Origin of the sequence: Streptomyces sp. JJ66, assembly GCF_019303495.1 — a bacterium.
Lineage (GTDB): Bacteria > Actinomycetota > Actinomycetes > Streptomycetales > Streptomycetaceae > Streptomyces.
In genome coordinates this window covers 1-22,025 of sequence record NZ_JAEVFI010000041.1, presented here as the reverse complement: position 1 = coordinate 22,025, position 22,025 = coordinate 1, and the positions used below count along the sequence as shown (strand labels likewise).

Genomic DNA, 22,025 nt, shown 5'->3' with positions numbered 1-22,025 from the left:
CGCCGGGTGGGTGCGGGGCCTCCGGGTCGGCGTGGGGGCCGGGGTCGGCGTGCGCGCCAGGGGCGCCGGGCGGGGCCGGGGTGGCGGGGGCGTCCGGGTGGGCCGGCGTGCCCGGCTGGGGGTGCGGTGGCTGGCCCGGGGCGGGAGTCGCCAAGCCCTGCGGTGGTACGGGAGCGCCGGGCACGGGGTAGCCGGGGTGGAGTTCGGCGGGGGGCTGCGGCGGCGCGGGGCTCCGGTCGGCGTCGGCGGGCGGCAGCGCGAACGGGGTGCGCCGCCGCGGTGCGTCCGGCGTGCCCTCACCTGCGGGGGCGGGCTTGGCGCGGCGGCCACGTCGGCCCGTGCCGGGGGCCGCCTGCTCGGGGATGAGCCCCGTGGCGTCGGCTTCCGCGCCTTCCCCGGTGGGCGCACCCAGCGCGCGGCGGGCCCGCCGTCCGGTCGGCGGCGCGGGCACCAGATCCGTGCGGGCGGCACCGGCGTCCGGGTGCCCGGCGTCCTCCCGCCCGGCGTCCGGGTGCCCGGCGTCCTCCTGTCCGGCCCGGGGCGCCTCCGGCTCGCCGCCGTCCGCGAGCTCCGGTTCCGCCTCCGGCTTGTCCGCCGTGGCTGGCGGTGGCGGCGTCAGGCTCTCGTCCACCTCGCCGAGTGGTACCTCCAGCACGAACGCGCTGCCACCGGACGCACCGGGCAGCTCGTGCGTCTGCAACACGCCGCCGTGCAGCCGCACGACACCGCGCACGACCGGCTGGTGCACCGGGCTGCCACCCCCGTACGGTCCCCGCACCTCGATGCGGGCGACGGGCTCCTCCCCACCGCGCTTGGCCGCCGCGACGACGATCGTGGAGTCCCCGGAGCCGCCGCCGGGCGTGACGGCGTTCCCGGTGGCGTCCACCCCGGCGACGTCCGCGATGAGGTGCGCGAGCGCCAGCGCCAGCCGCTCCGGGTCAACCACGGCTTGCACCGGCGGCGCGTGCACCGCGAACTGCGCCCGCCCCGGCCCGATCAGCTCGATCGCGCCCTCGACGCCCGCGGAGACCACCGCGTCCAGCGCCACCTGTCGCGGCTCCAGCTTGTCCCGGCCCGTCTCCAGCCGCTGGAAGCCCAGCACGTTGTCGACGAGCGTCGTCATCCGCGTGTACCCGGCGGACAGGTGGTGCAGGACCTGGTTCGCCTCCGGCCACAGCTGCCCGGCCGGGTCGGCGGCCAGCCCGCCCAGCTCGCGGCGCAGCTCCTCCAGCGGCCCCCGCAGGGCGTCGTCCACGACGGCGAGCAGCTGCTCGTGCCGGGCGGTCAGCGAGTCCAGGGGACGCCGGTCGGTGAAGGTCAGGACGGCGCCGACGAGCTGATCGCCGTCGCGGACCGGAGCCGTGGTGATGTCCACCGGCACCGCGCGCCCGTCCTTGGCCCACAGCACCTGGTTGCGTACCCGGTGCTTGCGGCCCGAACGCAGGGTGTCGGCCAGCGGCGTCTCGTCGTACGGCAGCGGGGAACCGTCCGGGCGCGAGTGGTGCACCAGCGGGTGCAGCTCCTGACCGCCCAGATCACTGGCGCGGTAGCCCAGGATCGTGGCCGCCGCCGGGTTGACCAGCACGACGCGGCCTTCGGTGTCCGTCCCGATGACGCCCTCGGCCGCCGCGCGCAGGATCATCTCCGTTTGCCGTTGCTGCCGGGCCAGCTCGGCCTCGGTGTCCAGCGTGCCGGTGAGGTCACGCACGACGAGCATCAGCAGCTCGTTGCCCGTGTAGGAGTTGCCATGGTCGGCGTAGGCCGCCTCGAACGACGACTCGTACGGGGTGCGTCCGTCCGCCAGGTTCGCGCTCGTCACCTCGACGGGGAACGCGTCACCGTTCGTGCGGCGCGCCATCATGCGCGTGGGTGGCTGCCGCCCCTCCACCTGTTCGTCGGGCCGGCGCATCGACCCGGGGATGCGCTTGGAGTCGAAGGCGGGCAGCAGGTCGAGCAGCCCCCGTCCGACGAGCGCGGTACCCGGGGTCTCGAAGACCTCCAGGGCGATGCTGTTGGCGTTCACGACGGTGCCGTTGGCGTTGACGAGCAGCAGCGCGTCCGGCAGCGCGTCGAGTATGGCGGCGAGGCGAGCAGCGCCTCGGGACGGCCTGCTGCTCACGTCGGCGTTCCTCCCTGCAGTGCCTGTGGAAGCCCGAGCCGTCGGTCGGCGTGGTCCGGGCGGGTCACCCCAGGGAGTCTACGGGGAGCCAACCACCGCGCCAGAGCGGACGCGAAGCCTGGGAGATTCCGCCGACGTCAACACCGGGGCAAGTCCGTACGAAGCCCACACGCACCCCCTGCGAACCCCACACGAAGCCGCTGCCACCCACCCAGGCCGGATGAAATCGCCCCTCCTGAGCCGCAGATCGCCGACTCGCGGCGCTCCCGGATGCGGACATGCCCAACCACTCTCGGTACATCCGGGTAATGCGGATATTACCCGGCGCAGGGTGCCCCCAACGGGGTCAGCGCACGCCGAGCAACCGGTCAGCGACCCCCGGGCGGACCGTGAGCGCGAGCCCGCCAGTGAGCGCACTCCGCCAGTGAGCGGCTCCGGCGACCAGGGGCGGGCCGTTGCTCAGCGCACCTCGGGCAGTGCCGGGGTCAGCCGCTCCCACCGGTGGATCTCACACCCGTTGTCCCGGCTGAACCGGGCATCCACCGCGCGCCCGCGCCACTCCCCGGTGATCCGCGCCGTCTGCGGACCGCCGTAGATCTGCGTGCACATCTGGTGCTCACCCACCGGCTCCCACACGCTCGGCGCCGCCCGGTCCCCCGACGCCCGCTCCACGGCCGCGCACGCCTCCTTGGCCTGCGGGTGATTCCCACCCGCCGGGTGACACTCCAGCACGAAGCGCTCGACCGGCGCGGTCGGCGACTCCTGGTAGGTGATGACGAGCCGGTCGGCCTTCGCCGGTGGCGGACAGGCCAGCGCGGGTGCCCCACTCACGGCGGCGAGCGCGGCAGTGAGACCGACAACGGTGGCGGTACGACGCAACATGGAACGCTCCCTCATGTGTGGAGTCCGAAAACGACCCCACACCCTTAACGCTCCACCTCCCCCGTGGTAGCGCAACCGGGAGGAACGGCACCCGAAGGGACGAGGGAGCCGCCCCCGCCGGGCTGAGAAACCCACCCCACGGGCTGGCCCCGCCCTGGCTCCGCGAGCACCGCACTCCACGGGAGCACCACGGCCACCGGAACCCGTCACCGCTCGCCGAGCACCACGGCCGCCTGGCCCCTCACCCCTCGCCGAGCACCACCGCCCCCCTCACGTCCCGGGGCACCACACTCACCGGGAACACCACCCCCACCGGAGCCCTTCGCCGGGCACCGAAGCGCTTTGCTCGTCGCGCCGCCGCCCGGGTACTCTGGGCGGCGATTGGCAGCAGCCCCACCGGCTGTGCCATCATCTGCGCACACCCCGCGTCCCCGCGGAGTGTCGGGAGGCTTCGCCTAGTCTGGTCTATGGCGCCGCACTGCTAATGCGGTTTGGGGCTATCACCCCATCGAGGGTTCAAATCCCTCAGCCTCCGCTCGATCGTCAAGATCACCAAAGCCCTCGCCGCGTGGCGGGGGCTTTCGCGTTCTCGGCGTGTTTCCGCAGCTCAGAGGGGGAGTCGTGAACGGATTTCGCCCCTAGCCGCAGGTCATGTAATGTTGTCCCCGCAACGCCGCCCCGGCGGGAACCCACCGGGACCGGAACAAGCGCTCGTAGCTTAACGGATAGAGCATCTGACTACGGATCAGAAGGTTGCAGGTTCGAATCCTGCCGAGCGCGCATCAGCTCAAAGCCCCCTCGGGATCGTTCCAGAGGGGGCTTCTTCGTGTCTGCGAGCAGCGAAGTACAGCAGCCGCCGCGTCAGCGCTACCCTCTCACCGGCCCGGCTTTAGATCACCGCATCCGGGTGCCGGGGCCGTCTTTTGGGTAGAGCAGCCCGCACCTGCCCGTTCGAGCTCTCCTTGAGGTGCTCACTGCACGCTTGAAGCATCGGCACCACACAGTCCAAACGACCCCAGCACCACCCCTTCACAGCTGTCGTGCCATCGGCACCGTACCTGTAGGCGATCGTCTTCGTCCCCCACCTGAGAGATGCTCCTATGGATGTCAATCCGCAGGAGCGAGGTCGGTTTGGGTGATGCGTTCGGTTGGTGTGCTGGTCAGGGCGCGGTAGATCTCGCGGGCGACGAATCGCTTGAGGCAGCGCATGATGTCTTTCTTGGACAGTCCTTCCTTGGTGCGGCGTTCGACGTAGGCGCGGGTGCGTGCGTCGTAGCGCATGCGGATCAGCACGATGGTGGGCAGGGCGTTGTTGGCGGCCCGGTCGCCGCCGCGGTTGAGGCGGTGGCGGTGGGTGCGGCCGGAGGAGGCCGGTATCGGGGCGACACCGGCCAGGTGCGCGAATGCCCCCTCCCGAGCGCAGGCGCTCGGGGTTGTCTCCGGCTGATGCCAGCAGTTGGCCGGCGGTCTCCGGTCCGGGCACCAAACAGTTCCAGCAGGGCCGGGGCCGCCTGCTTGACCAGGGGGCCGATCTCGGTGTCGAGCTCGGCGATCTCCACCTCCATCGCCTGGTAGCGGCGGGCCAGACGCCGCGGCGAAGCCCGCGTCGCCGCCAGGGGACGGGACACATCGTCGCCGGGCCGCAGCCGGGCCAGGGTGCGTATCAGGGCGGCCCGGTCCAGGTCCGCGACCTGCTCACGCAGCATCGCCGGGGCGGTCACCAGCGGGTTACGGATCTGGTTCATGGCCTGGGTGCGCGCTTTGACCGCGCTGCGGTGCGCGACCCGCAACACCCGCACGGCCTCGACCACGCCGTCCCGGCTTTTCGGTATGCCGGTGGCCCGTCCGGAGGCCACGGCCGTCGCGGCCGCGTATGCGTCGATCGGATCGGACTTGCCCTTCATCCGCCTCGTCTTGCGGTCCGGCCGGTCGACGTCGATGACCGTGACACCGGCCGCCGTCAGGACCCGGGCGAGTTCGGCCCCGTAGGCTCCGGTGCTCTCCACACCGACCACGGTCAGCGTGCCGTGGGCGCGCGTCCAGTCCAGGAGGTCCCGGTAACCGCGGGCGGTCGCGGCGAACTCCCGGTCCGCCAGGTGTCGGCCGAGCGGGTCGATCACGGCCGCGTGATGGGTCAGGCCGTGGGTGTCGACTCCGCCGGTGATCTCCGGGCCGTCGTGCGTCATGCTGGTCATGTCCGTCCTTGCTGCTTGTCCGAGCCGAGGGCGGCACGCGCCGGTCGGGCGGGTGGACAAGACAGTGACGGGGTTTCTCGACCAAGCTCCTATGAGGTCACAAGCGCCCGTCCGGCCGCGTGCGTGGTGGCCCCGCCGACGAGCCGACAAATCCCAAACAGGACAGTCAACGACGTCAGTCAGAGGGCGAGTCAGTCTCATCAGCAGAACCACCACTCACATGATCACTGTCAGAGGTAGGTGAGATGGTGTGGCGGAGGCGATCGAGCGAAGGGGAGAACGTTGACCAAGGTTCCCAGGCCCCATGAAGCTGCTGTGACATTGTTCAGACTGGGGATCCCCCCAAAGAGAGTTAACACACCCGGCTCACGGGTGCTGGGGGCCTTGTTCGTCGCCCTCGCCATGCTCGTCGGTAACCTCATCACCGCTCCGAGCGCCTCTGCGGCGACTCCGTTGACCGCCCTGCCCCGGCAGACCTACGACAAGTTCCGGCTGAAGACCACGGACGCTGTCTGGGCAGACCTGAAGAACGCCGTGGCGGCAGTGGAGCGCACGAAGACCGTGACCAAGGTGTCACCACTCTCCGTGGCGCAGTCCGCACAACACCGGGGCTCTCCCGACCCCTGTCACCCGACCAAGCTCAACTCCCGGTACATCCCCGACGGCTTCTGTTGGGATCGCACCGATGACACCACCTCGAACTATGACAGCGAGCAAGGGGGGTGGATGCCTCAAGGGCTGACGGCAAGTCATGACGCTACGCCCGGGGGGACCTACAACGGTCACCATCTATACCTGGCCTCGTGGTTCCATGGCGTCGATGGTAGTAAAGACGAGTATGCTCGCGTCTCCATTGTCGAAAACAATAACAGGACTGTCAGTTATGGTCATGTGTTCCTAGTCACCCCCACGGACAACGGTTCCTTCATGCCCACACCCAACATCCATGCGGACGGCATGGTGTGGTACGGAAAACGGCTGTTCGTCGCCAATGGCGGCGAACTGCTTGTTTACGACATGCGTCACCTCTGGAAGGTGAACACCATATCCGGTGAGGTGGGGGTCAAGGGAGCCTCCTCCTCGGCTCGCTGGCACCAGTGGGCGATGCCCTTGATCGGCCGCTACTGGACAGGGACGGCCGACGCTAACCCCCGCAAATGTACCCCTGGAACCGGCGAAGTGGTCTGCCTCAGTTCGCTGAGCCTTGATCGTCAAGGCGCGAAAACTGACACTCTGGTCTCCGGCGAATTCCGAACCGATAAAGCCGGTGGTCGCATCATCCGGTGGCCGCTCAACGCCGCAATGGCACTCCCTCGGGCAGACGACGGAAGCCAGATCGGAAGTACTAAGGCTTGGTCGGCCTACACCACACCGGTGTGGTCGATGCAGGGAGTCGCCGCAGATGGCAACGGCCGTTTCTACATGGCCGGACGATGTCCTGACGGCTGGAGCGACGTGCCTGCGAGCAGCCCCTTGGCCTATAGCTGTATTCACTACGCGAAACCGGGAGACGAGCCACACGTTTTCACCATGGCGCCACGCCTGACCCAGAACTTGTCCTGGGCTCCTCAATGGGGTCGGCTGTGGGGGCTGAACGAGTCAATCAACCCCTCCTCGGGCGATCGGGTCGTCTTCTCTATAGACGTTTCTCCCTGAGGGGTGGCAGGGGTGGCCCGAGACGCACCTCCGGGCTACCTCCCGCTCCGAAGCGGCGCTCAGCTGCGGGTCAAGGGTGCGTCACCGGACGTGGGCGCAAGCCTGATGGGGTGAGGCGTACGAGGCAGGTGTGGAGGGACCACGGGTAGGCGGCTGGCGGCCAGGGTGTGGTCGCGGGGTTGCGGGGCAAGAGTGCCAGCGGAGCCGGGGAGAAAAAGGGAGCCGGGATGGGGCAGGGTGTCAACGTGGAGCGCAACGTCGATCCGGAAGAGCGGCTGCTGCGCGGGTTGCAGGTGGACGACGCCCGGCCCGAGCAGCCCATCCTCCTGGACGCGGACGGGCAGCCCGTCAAGACGTGGCAGGAGAACTATCCCTACAGCAGCAAGCTCAAGCGCAAGGCGTACGAGCGGGAGAAGCGCATCCTGCAAATCGAGCTGCTCAAGCTCCAGAAGTGGGTGCGGGAGACCGGCCAGCGGGTCATCATCCTGTTCGAAGGGCGGGACGCCGCGGGCAAGGGCGGCACCATCAAGCGGTTCACCGAACGTCTCAACCCGCGCGGAGCCCGTGTGGTGGCGCTGGAGAAGCCCACTGAGCGCGAGGCCGGCCAGTGGTATTTCCAGCGGTACGTCACGCATCTGCCCTCCGCCGGGGAGATCGTCTTCTTCGACCGTTCCTGGTACAACCGCGCCGGTGTGGAGCGTGTCATGGGCTTCTGTACCCCGGCGCAATACGAGCACTTCCTCCAGCAGGCACCGCTGTTCGAGCAGATGCTCACCGAGGACGGCATCCTGCTGGTGAAGTTCTGGTTCTCCGTCTCCCGCAGTGAACAGCGCACCCGGTTCGCTATCCGGCAGGTTGACCCTGTCCGGCAGTGGAAACTGTCGCCCACGGACATGGCATCCCTGGACCTGTGGGATGCCTATACGCGGGCCAAGGTCGATATGTTCCGGGTCACGGACACCACCCACGCGCCCTGGACGGTGGTGAAGAGCAACGACAAGCGGCGCGGCAGGCTGGAAGCGATACGCCACCTCCTGCTGCTGTGCGACTACGGCAGCAAGGACCCGGACGCCGTCGGTGAGGCGGACCCACTCATCATCGGCCCGGCCAGAACGCTGCTGGAAGAGGGCGAGGACGTCACCACTCTCTCCCCGACCCAGCTCGCTGGCCCCGGCAACGGCCCCGGCGCCCACCCCTGAGGCTTCTCGTCGAAACCTGCTTCCCTAGCCTCGGGCTTCATGAGTCTGGGAGTCCGGTGGGCGCAACCCGCTGAGCGTGCGGCGGCCCTGCCATGCCGGCTTCGCGCACGCGTGCGCGGGCGTGCCCGTGCGGGGGTGACATGGGCTGAGCTGTGACGCCAACGGGGCGGAGTCAGGGGGACTTGGCTGCTTTCGCGGCGGCCTTCGCTTGTTGTTTGTAGGCGCGGACCTTGGCGAGGGACTCGGGGTCGTGGATGTCGGCCACGGAGCGGTGGGAGCCTTCCTCGCCGTAGGGGCCCGCCGCTTCGCGCCAGCCGTCGGGGGTGACGTCCAGCTGCTTGCCGAGGAGGGCCAGGAAGATCTGGGACTTCTGCTTGCCGTAGCCGGGGAGGGCGTTCAGGCGTTTCAGCAGCTCCTGGCCGGTGGTGGCGGTGCGCCAGACGGCGGAGGCGTCGCCGTCGTAGTGGTCGATGAGGTACTGGCACAGCTGCTGGACGCGCTTCGCCATGGAACCTGGGTAGCGGTGGACGGCGGGTGTGGTGGCGAGGAGGTCGGCGAAGGCTTCCGGGTCGTAGGCGGCGATCTGGTGGGCGTCCAGGTCGTCGGTGCCCAGACGCTCGGCGATGGTGTGGGGGCCGGTGAAGGCCCACTCCATGGGGATCTGCTGGTCCAGGAGCATGCCGATGAGGGCGGCGAGCGGGCTGCGGCTGAGCAGGGCGTCGGCCTCCGGCTGCTGGGCCAGGTGGAGCTCGGTGGTCATGTACCGATGATCGCGCGGTGGGCGGTTCGGCGCACGCGGGCCTCGTCAGTGGGGGGTAACCCCGGAGACCGGCTGGCCCGCGATCGACTTCGTGAGGCGGTTGGCGACGGCGGGGAGCGCGGTGGCGTGGAGGAAGAGGCGGCGGAGCAGGAGTTGGGGGCGGGAGGCGGGGAGGAACCAGCGGGCGGTGCGGCGGGCCACGTGCTGGCGGTGGGTGATGGTGGGGCGCCAGGTGTGCTCGAAGCGGGCCAGGGCGGTGGGCAGGTCGGGGGTGGCCGCCAGCTCGTGGGCCAGCCGGGTGGCGCCCGCGACGCCGAGTGAGGCGCCCTGGCCGGCGAGGAGGGACACGGCGTAGGCGGCGTCGCCGAGCAGGGTGATACGGCCGCGCGTCCACTGCGGGACGAGCGTCTGCGCGACGTGGTCGTAGTAGAGGTCCGACGCGGGCGGGCAGCGGTCCAGCGCGCGGGGCACCGCCCAGCCGAGGGTGCCGTAGGCGCGGCGGAGGGCGGCCCGGGGGTCGTCGGGGAGCGCGGTGTCGCGGGTGCGGTGGACGGCGAACGCGGCGACGCGGCCATCGCGCAGCCCGTAGCAGCCCAGCTGGCGGTTCACGGTGTCGGTGAGGGTGAAGCGGGGGCCCAGGCGGGCGTGCAGCTCGGGGTCCTCGAAGGTGAACGCGGCGGTGTGGAAGCCGAGGTGGCGCAGGTACTGGTGTTCGGGGCCGAAGGCCAGGCGGCGCACGGTGGAGTGGACGCCGTCGGCGCCGACGAGCAGGTCGGCGCGCTCCACGGTGCCGTCGGTGAGGGTGACGTGGACGGTGTCGCCGGTGTCCTCGACGGCGGTGGGGGAGGTGCCGAAGCGCAGCTCGACGTCGGCGCTCAGGTGCTCGCGCAGCGCCTGTTCGAGATCGGGACGCATGATGCTCAGCACGCGGCCGCCCACGGAGCGGGAGAAGCGGGCGTAGTCGAGACCGGCGCGGCGGCGGCCGTGCGCGTCCACGTAGGCGGCCTCCTGAACGGTGTAGCTCAGCTCACGCAGCCGGGGCAGGACGCCCATCGCCTCGGCGGCGTCGTAGCCGGGGCCGAAGAAGTCGATCATGTAGCCCTGGGGCCGGGGTGCGGGGGCTTTTTCCAGGACGACGACGTCCCAGCCGGTGGTGTCGAGTTGGTGGGCGAGAGCGAGTCCGGTGATGCCCGCGCCGCAGATCACGGCCTTCGGCATGAGGGTCACCTGCCTTCCGTGTGGGAGGAGTGGTGGGTGGGGTGGAGGAGGGCGCGACGCAGGACGGGGGCGACGGTGGCGGACGTCAGGCCCGGGTCCAGCGGGCGGTGCAGCATGACGCCGTCGAGCGCGGCGGTGAGCACGGCGGCGGTCTGCTCGGGGTCGGGCACGGCGTGGCCGCGCAGCCAGTCGGCGACGCGCTCGCGGGCATCGGTGAGGACGGTGGCGAGGCGCTGGGCGAGGTCCGGGTCGCGGGCGGCGGCGAGGTAGGTCTCGCTGAAGAGGAGTGAGGTGGTGTCGGTGCCCGAGTAGCCGTCGAGTGCGCCGAGCAGGCGGTGCAGACCGGTGTCGAGCGCCGGGGCGTCGGCGAGCAGGGCGGGCAGTTCGGTGACCAGGCCGCTGACGCTGGTCAGGGCGGCCTCGGACAGCAGGGTTCGCAGTGAGGCGAAGTGGTAGTGAACGAGGCCCGCGCCCACACCCGCGCGCTCGGCGACCATCCGCGTGCTGACGGCGGCCCACCCGCGTTCCGCGATCAGCTCGGCCGCTGCCGCGAGCAGGCGCTGGCGCACCTCCCGGCCCCGGTCAGCGGAGGCGGGCGCGGGACGGGAGGCAGGCATGCGGGCTCCAGCGTGGTTGGGCGTTCGCCTTGGGCAATTGCCCAAGTGGTGTGTCCACTGTACGGCGCTCGCGGTGCGCCCGGCAAGGGTGTGCCCCGCCGGGTCCGGGAGGGCGTCGTCCCGGGATCTGGCGGGGCACGGATGTGCGGAGTGCAGGTGGCCCCTTGGCTGCGGCGCGGTCAAGGGGTCACCCGTTGCGGTGATGCGAGGTGTGTGGGGTGGCGGGGAGTCAGCCCTCCGGGTGCAACAGGCCGCGCTGGTACGCCTTCACCAGGTGCTGGGGGACGAGGTAGGAGGCGCCGTCCACGGTGATCGGGACGAGCTGGGGGCGGGTGGCCTTCCACTGTGCGCGCCGGTGACGGGTGTTGCTGCGGGACATCTTGCGCTTGGGCACGGCCATGGGGCTCTCCTGGAGTGGCTCGGGGACGGGGCGCTGGAGAGCGTATATGAAAACGGATGTCGTTATGGAATCAGGTGCTGGGCCGCCCCGGCTGTGGTCTCGGCGACACCGGCGTGCCGTGTACGACCTCAGGGCGCGGCCACCGGATAGGCCCGGGCCGCTACTGCTCCCCGGCCACCCGAAGCCCCCGTGCGCCTTCGCGCACCGGCACTCCGGCCCTTCGGCACTCCGGACAACACCCCACCCGGCCCTGGCAGCCCGTCGGGCTCGCTCGCTCCAGATGCCCGCCCTACCCGGCCGCCGCCGGACGGACGCGTCCATCCGGCCGCCCTTCCACCGGCCGGTCACGGCAGCTGCCTGGCCAGGGCGCGGCCCGCGGCGCGGCCGGAGAAGACGCAGCCGCCGAGGAACGTGCCCTCCAGCGCGCGGTAGCCGTGGACGCCGCCACCGCCGAATCCGGCGACCTCTCCGGCCGCGTACAGCCCGGCGAACGGGGTGCCGTCGGGGCGGACGACCTGGGAGTCCAGCGTCGTCTCCAGGCCGCCGAGTGTTTTGCGGGTGAGCAGGTGCAGGCGGACGGCGATGAGCGGGCCGTGCGCCGGGTCGAGCAGGCGGTGCGGCTTGGCGACGCGGGTGAGCTTGTCCGGCCAGTAGGCGCGGGCGTTGCGCACGGACATCAGCTGGAGGTCCTTGGAGTACGGGTTGCCCACCTCGCGGTCGCGCGCGATGACTTCCCGCTCCACCTGGGCGTACTCCAGCGCCGGTTCGGGGACGAGGGCGTTCATGCCGTCCACCAGGTCGCGCAGGGTGCGGCGGACGACGAAGTCCGCGCCGTGGTCGAGGAACGCCCGCACCGGGCCGGGGGCGCCGTGGCGCGTGCGGCCGAGCACCTGGCGCAGGTCCTTGCCGGTGATGTCGGGGTTCTGCTCGGAGCCGGAGAGCGCGAACTCCTTCTCCACGATGGAGCGGGTGAGCACGAACCAGGTGTGGTCGTGCCCGGTGCCGGTGATGTGCCGCAGCGTGCCGAGGGTGTCGTGGCCCGGGAACAGGGGGACGGGGAGGCGGCGTCCGGTCGCGTCCAGCCAGAGGGAGGACGGGCCGGGGATGATGCGGATGGCGTGGTCGGGCCAGATGGGGTCCCAGTTGCGGATGCCCTCGGTGTAGTGCCACATGCGGTCGCGGTTGACGATCGAGCCGCCCGCGTCCTCGGTGATGCGCAGCATGCGCCCGTCCACGTACGCGGGGACGCCGGTGATCATCGACGCCGGTGCCGGACCCAGCCGCCCGGTGGGCCAGTTGTCGCGCACGAGGGCCTGGTTACCGCCGATGCCGCCGGAGGTGACGATGACAGCCTGCGCGCGCAGTGCGAACTCCCCGGCCGCTTCCCGCGACGAGGCCACCCCGCGCGGCTGTGCGCAGGCGGCGAGCACCGTGCCGCGCACGCCGACAGCGGCACCGTCCGCCACGATCAGGTCGTCCACCTGGTGGCGGTACCGGAAGGTGACCAGCCCGCGTTCGGCCGCGGCCAGCACGGGTTCGCGGAAGACGCGCACCACCTCCGGGCCGGTGCCCCAGGCGAGGTGGAAGCGCGGCACGGAGTTGCCGTGGCCGGTGGCCGTGCCCGCGCCGCGTTCGGCCCAGCCCACCGTGGGCATGACGCGCAGCCCGAGCGCGTGCAGGTAGGCCCGCTTCTCCCCGGCCGCGAAGTCCACGTAGGCGCGGGCCCACTGGCGCGGCCAGTGGTCCTCGCGCTCGCGGTCGAACGCGGCCGAGCCCAGCCAGTCGGACAGGGCCAGCTCCGGGGAGTCCTTGATGCCCATGCGCCGCTGCTCGGGGCTGTCCACCAGGAACAGGCCGCCCAGCGACCAGAACGCCTGGCCGCCGAGGTTGGCCTCGCTCTCCTGGTCCACGACGATGACGCGCCGCCCGGCCCGGGCCAGTTCGTAGGTGGCCACCAGCCCGGCCAGGCCCGCGCCCACGACGATGACGTCCGCCTCCTCGCGGCGGCCCGCGTGGGGTGTGCTCATGTGCGACCTCCCCGGCGTCTGGAGAGGCGAACGTATGCGAGGCGCGGCGGAGCGACAAGACCCGTGCGTGAGCATCCGGTGGAGTGGGGCTCCGCGCCCACACCGCTCTCCGGGCGGACCGTGCCCCGTCCGGCGGGCGCGTCGGGTGCGGCAGCGAGCCGCCGTACCCGGGGCAGGAACGCGGTGCCGCCCACCGGTCTCCGCGCCAGCTGAACCGCCGGAGCAGCGCGCACTACGCTCCCCTCGTGAGCACGCGTAACGACGTCCGGCTGACCGCCGGGGGCACTCAGGTGCGGTTCCAGCCCGCGGACGGCTGTCAGATCGCCTCCATCGACGTAGACGGCACCGAGCTTCTCGCCCGTCCGGCTTTCGTGATGGTGCCGTGGTGCGGCCGCACGGACCACGGGCGCTTCCGCGACGGGGCCGAGACCTATCAGCTGCCGGTCAACGATCCGCCGCACGCCCTGCACGGCTTCGCCCGCGAGGGGAGCTGGCGCACCGTCAGCAGGGACGCGCGCACCGCCGCGTTCGTCTGGGAGCTGGGTGACCCGTGGCCGTGGTCCGGGACGGTCACCCAGCTGGCCGAGCTCGCGGAGGACGGCGGCTCCCTCACCCTCACGCTCGGCGTGGAGACGGCGTCCGACTCCTTCCCCGCCCAGGCGGGCTGGCACCCCTGGTTCCGCCGCACCCTCAGCGCGGACGGGCAAGAGGCCCAAGTGGATTTCGAGCCGGGCTGGCAGGAGGAGCGCGGCGCCGATCACCTGCCCACCGGCCGCCGCATCGCTCCGCTGCCGCGCCCGTGGGACGACTGCTTCGGCATGCCCGACGGTGTAGACGTCACCCTCACCTGGCCGGGCGAGCTGGAGGTCAGGGTGACCAGCCGGGCCGAGTGGGTGGTGCTCTACGACGAGGAGCGGGACGCGGTCTGTGTGGAGCCCCAGTCGGGCCCGCCCAACGGGCTGAACACCCATCCGGCGCTGGTCACCCCGATCGCGCCGCTGGAGATCAGTACGACGTGGTCCTGGCGGCGGCCGGTGGCTAGGTGAGCGGCGGCCGGTGGCCAGGTGAGCTGGGCTCGATAGGCTCGGGCCCATGAACGACGTGCGTGATGCCCTGCTGCGGCAGATCAAGGACAAGGCCGTGGTGCACGGCAAGGTGATCCTCTCCTCCGGGCAGGAGGCCGACTACTACGTCGATCTGCGCCGCATCACGCTGGACGGTGAAGCCGCGCCGCTGGCCGGCCAGGTGATGCTCGACCTCACCGCCGACCTGGAGTACGACGCCGTCGGCGGCCTCACCCTCGGTGCGGACCCGGTGGCCACGGCCATGCTGCATGCCGCAGCCGCGCGCGGGCGCCGCCTGGACGCGTTCGTCGTGCGCAAGACCGGCAAGGCGCACGGGTTGCAGCGCCGCGTGGAGGGGCCGGACGTCGCCGGGCGCCGGGTGCTGGCCGTGGAGGACACCTCCACCACCGGCGGGTCGGTGCTCACCGCCGTCGAGGCGCTGCGGGAGGCCGGGGCCGAGGTCGTCGGCGTCGCGGTGATCGTCGAGCGCGGGGCCGCTCCGGCGGTGGAGAAGGCGGGGCTGCCGTACTACCAGGCATACAGTCAGAGCGACTTGGGTCTGGGCTGAGCGTGCTGCGGCCGAGGGCGGGGTGTTTCACGTGAAACACCCCGCCCTCCGGCATGTCCACCCGGCGGACCGTCCCTCTGGAGCTTCGTCTAGCTTCTGGGAAGATGGGTCCGACGACGAGGTCGCCCACGGTCAGGCCCCCACGCACACCCGCACATCTCACTAGGAGCGGTCAGATGCCCATCGCAACTCCCGAGATCTACCACGAGATGCTCGACCGGGCGAAGGCAGGAAAGTTCGCCTACCCGGCCATCAACGTCACCTCCACCCAGACCCTGCACGCCGCGCTGCGTGGCTTCGCGGAGGCGGAGAGCGACGGCATCATCCAGATCTCCACCGGTGGTGCGGAGTTCCTGGGCGGCCAGTACAGCAAGGACATGGTCACGGGCGCCGTCGCGCTGGCCGAGTTCGCGCACGTCGTCGCCGCGAAGTACCCGGTCAACATCGCCCTGCACACCGACCACTGTCCCAAGGACAAGCTGGACGGTTACGTGCGTCCGCTGCTGGAGATCTCCCGCGAGCGTGTCGCCGCCGGGCGCGATCCGCTGTTCCAGTCGCACATGTGGGACGGCTCCGCCGAGACGCTGGCCGACAACCTGGAGATCGGCCGGGAGCTGCTGGCCCAGGCCGTCGCCGCGAAGATCATCCTTGAGGTCGAGATCACCCCGACCGGCGGCGAGGAGGACGGCGTCACCCACGAGATCAACGACGAGCTGTACACCACCGTGGACGACGCGCTGCGCACCGCCGAGGCGCTGGGCCTGGGCGACCAGGGCCGCTACCTGCTGGCCGCCTCCTTCGGCAACGTGCACGGCGTCTACAAGCCGGGCAATGTCGTCCTGCGGCCGGAGCTGCTGAAGGACCTCCAGGAGGGCGTCGGCGCGAAGTACGGCAAGCAGAGCCCGTTCGACTTCGTTTTCCACGGCGGCTCCGGCTCCACGGAGCAGGAGATCGCCACCGCGCTGGAAAACGGCGTGGTGAAGATGAACCTGGACACCGACACCCAGTACGCGTTCTCCCGGCCGGTCGCGGACCACATGTTCCGCAACTACGACGGCGTGCTCAAGGTGGACGGCGAGGTCGGCAACAAGAAAGCCTACGACCCGCGCAGCTGGGGCAAGCTGGCCGAAGCCTCCATGGCCGAGCGGGTGCAGCTCGCGTGCGCGAACCTGCGGTCCACGGGGACGAAGCTGAAGTAGGGCGCGCGGGGGCTCCGCCCCTGGCGTTTCGCTCCACCCCTGCTCGGGGCTGGCCCGGCCTGCTGGCTGGGCCAGCCCCGAGTCCGGTTCCGGGCCGGTGCGGTGCGCTGAGCTGGTGCCGGTGCGGGGGAGGCGGGCGGCGCCAGCGGGCGAGGTGGCTGCGCGTGCGGGGGAGTGTTGCCTCCTGGCCGGGGCGCTGGTTGCGGGTGGCGGGGCGGTGGGGGCTCGGGGCAGGGGTGGCAAGGCACACTGGGGGTATGGCCATTCATGAGAATCTGCTCGGGGGGCCGCCCCCGACGCACCTGCCCGATGACCCGGGGCCGCGCGAGGCGCTTGCCGGGGGCGAGGCGCCGGCCGCGGTCGCCGCGAAGTTCCCCGCCTCCTCCCTCGCCTGGGCCCAGCTCGCCGACGAGGCGTACGAGGCGGGCAACGTCGTGGAGTCCTACGCCTACGCCCGTACCGGCTACCACCGCGGTCTGGACGCCCTGCGCCGCAGCGGCTGGAAGGGACACGGGCCGGTGCCTTTCGAGCACGAGCCGAACCGCGGCTTCCTGCGTGCGCTGCACGCCCTCGCCCGCGCCGCCCAGGCGATCGGGGAGCAGGAGGAGTACGAGCGCTGCACCACCTTCCTGAAGGAGTCCTCGCCCACCGCGGCGGCGACCCTGAGCTGAGCACGGCCCCGGCGGGTGAGCCCCGGGTCCCCCGGCTCGGCCCTTGCCGTCGCCGGGCCTGCCGGAGATGATCGCGGCAGGCCCGGTGACCCCGGGTGCAAGCGCGAGGAGACCTTCGATGCAGGACAGCTCAGCCGCCCCCAACCTGGACTTCGCGGGGACGACGCCGTACGAGGACTACGTGCGGGCCGACGTCCTCACCCACCTCCAGCACCCGCACACGGACGACCCCGGCGAGCTGGCGTTCCTGGTGACCACCCAGGTGATGGAGCTGTGGTTCACCGTGATCGTGCACGAGTGGCAGACGGCGGCCGAGGCGCTGCGCGGTGACGAACTGCGTACCGCGCTGGACGCGCTGAAGCGTTCCACCTACGAGCTGCAAGCGCTGAACGCCTCCTGGGAGCCGCTGGCGCACCTGACCCCGGCGCAGTTCAACTCCTACCGGGCCGCGCTCGGTGAGGGTTCGGGCTTCCAGTCGGCGATGTACCGGCGGATGGAGTTCCTGCTGGGCGAGAAGTCGGCGTCCATGCTCGTGCCGCACCGGGGCGCCCCGCGCGTCCACGACGAGCTGGAGAAGGCGCTGCACCAGCCCAGCCTGTACGACGAGGTGCTGCACTTCCTGGCCCGGCGGGGCGAGGACATCCCGCGCGCGGTGCTGACGCGCGACGTGACCCAGCGCTACGAACCCAGCGAGGTGGTGGAGGCGGCGTGGGTGCGCGTGTACTCCGGTGACCCCGACGCCCCGGCCGCGCGGCTCGGCGAGGCGCTGACGGAGGTCGCGGAGCTGGTGTGGCGCTGGCGCAACGATCACCTGGTGGCCACCCGGCGCGCGATGGGCTCCAAGGCCGGTACCGGCGGCTCCGCGGGCGTCGCCTGGCTGGAGAAGCGGGCCCGCAAGAACGTCTTCCCCGAGCTGTGGACGGCGCGTGGCCATGTCTGACCTGCCTGAGACCCCTGGTACGTCTGAGACATCTGGGGTCTTTGTGACGTACCCGGGCGATTCCGGGGCCGGGCAGTCGGCCGCCGGGCAGCCGGGCTCCGGGCAGCTGGACGCCGGGCAGCCGGGTGCCCAGCAGGCCGCCCGGCTCGACGCCGCCGATCCGCTGGCCGCGCGGCGCGAGCTGTTCGTGCTGGACGATCCCGACCGCCCCGGGGACGCCGTCTACCTGGACGGCAACTCGCTCGGCGCCCTGCCCCGCGCGGTGCCCGACCGCGTCGCGGACGTGATCGCCCGCGAGTGGGGGCGGCTGCGCATCCGCTCCTGGACGGAATCCGGCTGGTGGGAGGCGCCGGAGCGTATCGGTGACCGGATCGCCCCGCTGGTCGGCGCGGCGCCCGGACAGATCGTGGTGGGCGACTCCACGTCGGTCAACGTCTTCAAGGCGCTGGTCGGCGCGGTGCGGATGGCGGACGAGGACCCGGGCGGCACCGGCCGGGACGAGATCCTGGTGGACGCCGCCACCTTCCCCACCGACGGCTACCTCGCCCACTCCGCGGCCCGCCTGACCGGCCGCACCGTGCGCGCGCTGCCGCCCGGCGACCTCGCGGACGCGGTCAGCGAGCGCACCGCGGCGGTGCTGCTCAATCACGTGGACTACCGCACCGGCGAGCTGCACGACCTGCCCGGCACCACGGCCGCCGCGCACGCCGCCGGCGCTTACCTCGTCGCCGACCTGTGCCACAGCGCGGGCGCGCTGCCGGTCGGGCTGGACGAGCACGGCGTGGACTTCGCCGTGGGCTGCACCTACAAGTACCTCAACGGCGGCCCCGGCGCGCCCGCGTACGTCTACCTGCGCGCCGCGCACCAGGGCCGCTTCGACTCGCCGCTGCCGGGCTGGCACTCCCACCGCGACCCGTTCGGGATGACGCCGGACTTCGCCCCGGCCGCCGACGCCCGCCGAGGCCGCGTCGGCACCCCCGACCTGCTGTCCATGCTGGCGCTGGAAGCGGCGCTCACGGTGTGGGACGGCGTCGCGATCGCGGACGTGCGGGCCAAGTCGCTCGCGCTCAGCGACTTCTTCCTGCGCCGCGTGGAGCACTACGTCCCGGACGGGCGGGTGACGTCGCTGACGCCCCGGGAGCACGCGCGGCGCGGCAGCCAGGTGGCGCTCGCCTGCCCGGACGCCGAGGCCGTGATGGCCGGGCTGATCGCGCGCGGCGTGGTGGGCGACTTCCGCCGTCCCGGAGTGCTGCGGTTCGGGTTCACGCCGCTGTACACCTCGTTCGCGGACGTCGAGCGGGCGGCGCGCACGCTGGCCGAGGTGCTGGCGGACCACGGCGGCGCGGGGAGCGCGGGGTGAGCGACGCCGAGGAACGCACGCTGATGGGGCTGGCCCCCGTCGCGCCGGAGGAGACCGAGCGCTACGGGGCGCACCCGGCGCAGCTGGTGGACTTCTTCGGACGCCGTGGCGGGCCCCGCGTCACCGTGCTGCACGGCGGTTTCTGGCGCGAGACCTACGACCGTTCCCACCTCACACCGTTCGCCGCCGCGCTCGCCGCGCACGGGTTCGCGGTGGAGCTGGTGGAGTACCGCAGGGTGGGCGGGGGCGGCGGCTGGCCCGGCACCGGGCAGGACGTGGCCGCCGCGCTCGACCACCTCGGCGGGCCGCCCAAGGTGCTGCTCGGGCACTCCGCGGGCGGGCAGCTGGCGCTGTGGGCGGCGGCGCGGCGCGCCCGGGCGGCGGACCGGGTGGTGGCGGTCGCCCCCGTCGCGGACCTGGCCCGGGCCGCCGATCTCGGGCTCGGCTCCGGTGCGGTGGCGGAGTTCCTCGGGGCGGGCCAGCCCCTCGACGGCCAGCCCCTCGACGGGGCCGACGCGGACCCCATGCGGCTGCTGCCCCGGGTGCCGGTGGAGCTGGTGCACGGCACCGGGGATCGCGACGTGCCCGTCGAGTTGTCGCGGCGGTACGCGGCCAACTGGGGAGCGCGCCTGCACCTGTTGCCCGGCTACGGGCACTACGCGGCGTTCGTTCCCGGGTCGCCCGCGTTCGGGGTGCTGGTGGACGTGCTGCGGCGGTGAGGTGTGTCCCCGCCGGGGCACGGCCCTCGGCGCGTGCCTCCCGCTCCCCGGCGCGCGGTGGGGAAGGCTCCAGCACGGGCTCGCGGGATTCCCCGCCCTGGGACAGCGTGCTGAGGGGTGCCGCGCCGGTGGCCGCGCCGGTGACACAGCACCCCTCGTGGCTCAGTCCAGGAAGCCGCGGAGCTGGATCGTCTCGTCGCGGCCCGGGCCGACGCCGATCGCGGAGATCGGCGCCCCGGACATCTCCTCCAGCGCCTTGACGTACGCCTGTGCGTTCTTCGGCAGGTCGGCGAAGGACGTGGCCTGGGTGATGTCCTCCGTCCAGCCCGGCAGGTACTCGTAGACCGGCTTCGCGTGGTGGAAGTCGCTCTGGCTGTACGGCAGCTCCGTGACGCGCCGGCCCTCCACCTCGTAGGCGACGCACACCGGGATCTGCTCCCAGCCGGTGAGCACGTCGAGCTTGGTGAGGAAGAAGTCGGTCAGGCCGTTGACGCGGGTGGCGTAGCGGGCGATGACGGCGTCGAACCAGCCGCAGCGCCGGTCGCGTCCGGTGGTCACGCCCTTCTCGCCGCCGATGGTGCGCAGCTTCTCGCCGTCCTCGTCCAGCAGCTCGGTCGGGAACGGGCCCGCGCCGACGCGCGTGGTGTACGCCTTGAGAATGCCGATGACGCGGTTGATCCGGGTCGGCCCCACGCCCGCGCCGGTGCAGGCGCCGCCAGCCGTCGGGTTGGAGGAGGTGACGAACGGGTACGTGCCGTGGTCCACGTCCAGCAGGGTGCCCTGGCCGCCCTCGAAGAGGACGACCTTGCCCTCGTCGATGGCGTTGTTGAGCACCAGCGTGGTGTCGCAGACGTAGCCGCGCAGCTGGTCGGCGTATCCCAGCAGCTCCTCGACGACCTGCTCGGCGCTGACCGAGCGGCGGTTGTAGAGCTTGGCCAGCACCTGGTTCTTGAAGTCGAGCGCGGCGTCCACCTTCTGCCGCAGGATCGACTCGTCGAAGAGGTCCTGCACCCGGATGCCCACGCGGTTGATCTTGTCCGCGTAGGTCGGGCCGATGCCGCGCCCGGTGGTGCCGATCTTGCGCTTGCCCAGGAAGCGCTCGGTCACCTTGTCGATCTCCGTGTGGTACGGCGTGATCAGGTGCGCGTTGCCGCTGAGCAGCAGCTTGGAGGTGTCCACTCCGCGCTCGTTCAGACCGTGCAGCTCGCTCAGCAGCACGGCCGGGTCCACGACGACGCCATTGCCGATCACGGGGGTGCAGCCAGGCGAGAGGATGCCGGAGGGCAGCAGGTGGAGGGCGTATTTCTGGTCGCCGACCACGACGGTGTGGCCCGCGTTGTTGCCGCCCTGGAATCGGACGACGTAGTCGACGGAGCCACCGAGCAGGTCGGTGGCCTTCCCCTTCCCCTCATCTCCCCACTGGGCACCGAGCAGCACGAGCGCGGGCACAGGCGTACACCCCTTCCGGGCGGGGCATGTCCATCGTGCGAAGTGGCTCAGGCACGCGTGCGCGCGCCGCGTCGCGCGTGGTGACGCGGCGTGGCGGACGCAGGCGTGGCCACGAGAGCCGTGGACCGGTGCCCCGGATAGACGAAGCCCCTGGCGCAACAGCGGCAGGGGCTCTTGCACCGAGAGATTACCTGAGGAAGGACGAACGTGTCGGCTCCAGACCTGCTCGTGGTCGTCGATCCGGTGGCCCGCCACGTGGACGGGGAGGCGGTGCGCATCGCCCGGGACGTGCTCTCGGCGGGAGACGTGGGCGTCAAGGTGTGTCTGCCACGGGGGCGCGAGGAGGTCGCGCGGGCGGTGGCGCGGCGCGGTCGGCGGCGCCCGGTGGTGGTCGGTGACGACCGGGCCCTGCGGGGCGTGGTGGAGCAGCTGCACCGGGAGCGCGGGCTGCCCGGTGCGCAGCCGGTGGTCCTCGGCGTGGTGCCGGTGGGCCCGGCGTGGACGGTGAGCCTGGCCCAGGGGCTCGGGCTGCCGGTGAACGCGGTGGCGGCGGCACGCGCGGTGCTGGCCGGGGCGGAACAGCCGCTGGATCTGCTGGTGGAGGACGGCGGCACCGTGCTGCTGGGCGGGGTGCGCATTACCCCCGGCAGTCCGGCGCGTCCGGCCGCCAAAGCCGCGCGGGCGCCCGGGGCCGGGGCGCCGGGTGTGCTGGGTCCGCTGGGGCGGTGCGCGGTGCGGATGTGGCGGGGGCGGGACCGGGCGGAGCGGCACGGGGCAGACCCCGCCACGGACCTGCCCCGGCTGCGGGTGGAGGCGGACGGGGTGGTGCTGGCCGAGCCGGGGCGGCCGGTGGCGGAGGTGTCGGTGTCCACCGGGTGCGGTGCGGCGGGCGGCGGGCTGGCGGAGGTGGTGGTCCGCCCGGCGCCCGCGGGCGGCGCGGACGCCGGGGCCGGGGCCGGGGCCGGGGTCGCGGCGCGGGCCG

Annotated in this window: 18 protein-coding genes, 2 tRNA genes and 1 pseudogene; 12 read left to right on the top strand and 9 right to left on the bottom strand. The window is 72.2% G+C overall.

All coding sequences use genetic code 11. The features are described 5' to 3' along the window. Together JJV70_RS21330 and JJV70_RS21325 are read right to left on the bottom strand one after the other, a co-directional pair. Positions 1 to 2,119: PAS domain-containing protein (locus JJV70_RS21330; RefSeq protein WP_219049663.1), on the bottom strand; the 2,119-nt coding region annotated here is incomplete at its 3' end. Between the two features lie 459 nt (positions 2,120 to 2,578). After that, positions 2,579 to 3,001 carry an SSI family serine proteinase inhibitor gene (locus JJV70_RS21325; RefSeq protein ID WP_219049662.1) on the bottom strand — a complete coding sequence of 141 codons (423 nt, stop codon included), beginning with the start codon at positions 2,999 to 3,001 and terminating at the stop codon, positions 2,579 to 2,581. A gap of 444 nt (positions 3,002 to 3,445) precedes the next feature. Here JJV70_RS21325 and JJV70_RS21320 point away from each other — a divergent pair. Both JJV70_RS21320 and JJV70_RS21315 read left to right on the top strand, forming a co-directional pair. Then, positions 3,446 to 3,536, top strand: a tRNA-Ser gene (locus tag JJV70_RS21320). A 172-nt stretch (positions 3,537 to 3,708) separates the two neighbouring features. Further along, positions 3,709 to 3,781 (top strand) — tRNA-Arg (locus tag JJV70_RS21315). 327 nt (positions 3,782 to 4,108) lie between these two features. On the opposite strand, the pseudogene JJV70_RS21310 reads toward JJV70_RS21315, so the two are convergent. Then, a pseudogene (locus JJV70_RS21310) lies at positions 4,109 to 5,196 on the bottom strand (IS110 family transposase). Between the two features lie 384 nt (positions 5,197 to 5,580). On the opposite strand from JJV70_RS21310, the gene JJV70_RS21305 reads away from it, so the two are divergent. Both JJV70_RS21305 and ppk2 read left to right on the top strand, forming a co-directional pair. After that, a complete protein-coding gene (locus JJV70_RS21305) occupies positions 5,581 to 6,852 on the top strand; it encodes a hypothetical protein (RefSeq protein WP_219049661.1) in 1,272 nt (423 codons plus the stop codon). A gap of 227 nt (positions 6,853 to 7,079) precedes the next feature. Further along, complete coding sequence (ppk2, locus tag JJV70_RS21300) at positions 7,080 to 8,051, top strand: polyphosphate kinase 2 (RefSeq protein WP_219049660.1); 972 nt, start codon at positions 7,080 to 7,082, stop codon at positions 8,049 to 8,051. A gap of 172 nt (positions 8,052 to 8,223) precedes the next feature. Here the strand turns inward: ppk2 and JJV70_RS21295 are convergent, their stop codons facing one another. The 5 genes from JJV70_RS21295 to JJV70_RS21275 all read right to left on the bottom strand — a co-directional run bounded on the left by JJV70_RS21295 (position 8,224) and on the right by JJV70_RS21275 (position 13,073). Next, positions 8,224 to 8,811: an HhH-GPD-type base excision DNA repair protein gene (locus JJV70_RS21295; protein ID WP_219049659.1), complete on the bottom strand. Its 588-nt coding sequence runs from the start codon at positions 8,809 to 8,811 to the stop codon at positions 8,224 to 8,226. Positions 8,812 to 8,856: 45 nt separating this feature from the next. Then, positions 8,857 to 10,029, bottom strand: a complete 1,173-nt coding sequence (locus JJV70_RS21290; protein WP_219049658.1) for an FAD-dependent oxidoreductase — start codon at positions 10,027 to 10,029, stop codon at positions 8,857 to 8,859. 5 nt (positions 10,030 to 10,034) lie between these two features. After that, the gene (locus tag JJV70_RS21285; RefSeq protein ID WP_219049657.1) at positions 10,035 to 10,646 is read right to left on the bottom strand and encodes a TetR/AcrR family transcriptional regulator; all 612 of its coding nucleotides are present in this window, start codon (positions 10,644 to 10,646) and stop codon (positions 10,035 to 10,037) included. A gap of 229 nt (positions 10,647 to 10,875) precedes the next feature. Further along, positions 10,876 to 11,046: a 50S ribosomal protein L32 gene (rpmF, locus tag JJV70_RS21280; protein WP_219049656.1), complete on the bottom strand. Its 171-nt coding sequence runs from the start codon at positions 11,044 to 11,046 to the stop codon at positions 10,876 to 10,878. 344 nt (positions 11,047 to 11,390) lie between these two features. Beyond that, positions 11,391 to 13,073 carry an FAD-binding dehydrogenase gene (locus JJV70_RS21275; RefSeq protein ID WP_219049655.1) on the bottom strand — a complete coding sequence of 561 codons (1,683 nt, stop codon included), beginning with the start codon at positions 13,071 to 13,073 and terminating at the stop codon, positions 11,391 to 11,393. 245 nt (positions 13,074 to 13,318) lie between these two features. Here JJV70_RS21275 and JJV70_RS21270 point away from each other — a divergent pair, with 245 nt between their 5' ends. From JJV70_RS21270 to JJV70_RS21240, 7 genes are all read left to right on the top strand, one after another. Then, positions 13,319 to 14,119, top strand: coding sequence for an aldose 1-epimerase (locus tag JJV70_RS21270; protein WP_219049654.1), 801 nt, complete (start codon positions 13,319 to 13,321; stop codon positions 14,117 to 14,119). A gap of 46 nt (positions 14,120 to 14,165) precedes the next feature. Next, entirely contained in the window at positions 14,166 to 14,705 is a 540-nt protein-coding gene (pyrE, locus tag JJV70_RS21265; protein WP_219049653.1) for an orotate phosphoribosyltransferase, read from the top strand. A gap of 176 nt (positions 14,706 to 14,881) precedes the next feature. Beyond that, positions 14,882 to 15,904 carry a class II fructose-bisphosphate aldolase gene (fbaA, locus tag JJV70_RS21260; RefSeq protein ID WP_219049652.1) on the top strand — a complete coding sequence of 341 codons (1,023 nt, stop codon included), beginning with the start codon at positions 14,882 to 14,884 and terminating at the stop codon, positions 15,902 to 15,904. Between the two features lie 257 nt (positions 15,905 to 16,161). Continuing rightward, a complete protein-coding gene (locus JJV70_RS21255; protein ID WP_219049651.1) occupies positions 16,162 to 16,575 on the top strand; it encodes a DUF3151 domain-containing protein in 414 nt (137 codons plus the stop codon). Positions 16,576 to 16,693: 118 nt separating this feature from the next. After that, positions 16,694 to 17,515 carry a tryptophan 2,3-dioxygenase family protein gene (locus JJV70_RS21250; protein ID WP_257574339.1) on the top strand — a complete coding sequence of 274 codons (822 nt, stop codon included), beginning with the start codon at positions 16,694 to 16,696 and terminating at the stop codon, positions 17,513 to 17,515. Positions 17,516 to 17,621: 106 nt separating this feature from the next. Further along, the gene (gene kynU / locus JJV70_RS21245; protein WP_257574341.1) at positions 17,622 to 18,875 is read left to right on the top strand and encodes a kynureninase; all 1,254 of its coding nucleotides are present in this window, start codon (positions 17,622 to 17,624) and stop codon (positions 18,873 to 18,875) included. Positions 18,876 to 18,898: 23 nt separating this feature from the next. Next, the gene (locus JJV70_RS21240; protein WP_219049664.1) at positions 18,899 to 19,594 is read left to right on the top strand and encodes an alpha/beta fold hydrolase; all 696 of its coding nucleotides are present in this window, start codon (positions 18,899 to 18,901) and stop codon (positions 19,592 to 19,594) included. A 162-nt stretch (positions 19,595 to 19,756) separates the two neighbouring features. Here the strand turns inward: JJV70_RS21240 and JJV70_RS21235 are convergent, their stop codons facing one another. After that, complete coding sequence (locus JJV70_RS21235) at positions 19,757 to 21,043, bottom strand: adenylosuccinate synthase (protein WP_219049649.1); 1,287 nt, start codon at positions 21,041 to 21,043, stop codon at positions 19,757 to 19,759. A gap of 207 nt (positions 21,044 to 21,250) precedes the next feature. Between JJV70_RS21235 and JJV70_RS21230 the strand changes: the two genes are divergently transcribed. Further along, on the top strand, positions 21,251 to 22,025 hold a 775-nt coding region (locus JJV70_RS21230), incomplete at its 3' end, for a hypothetical protein (protein ID WP_219049648.1).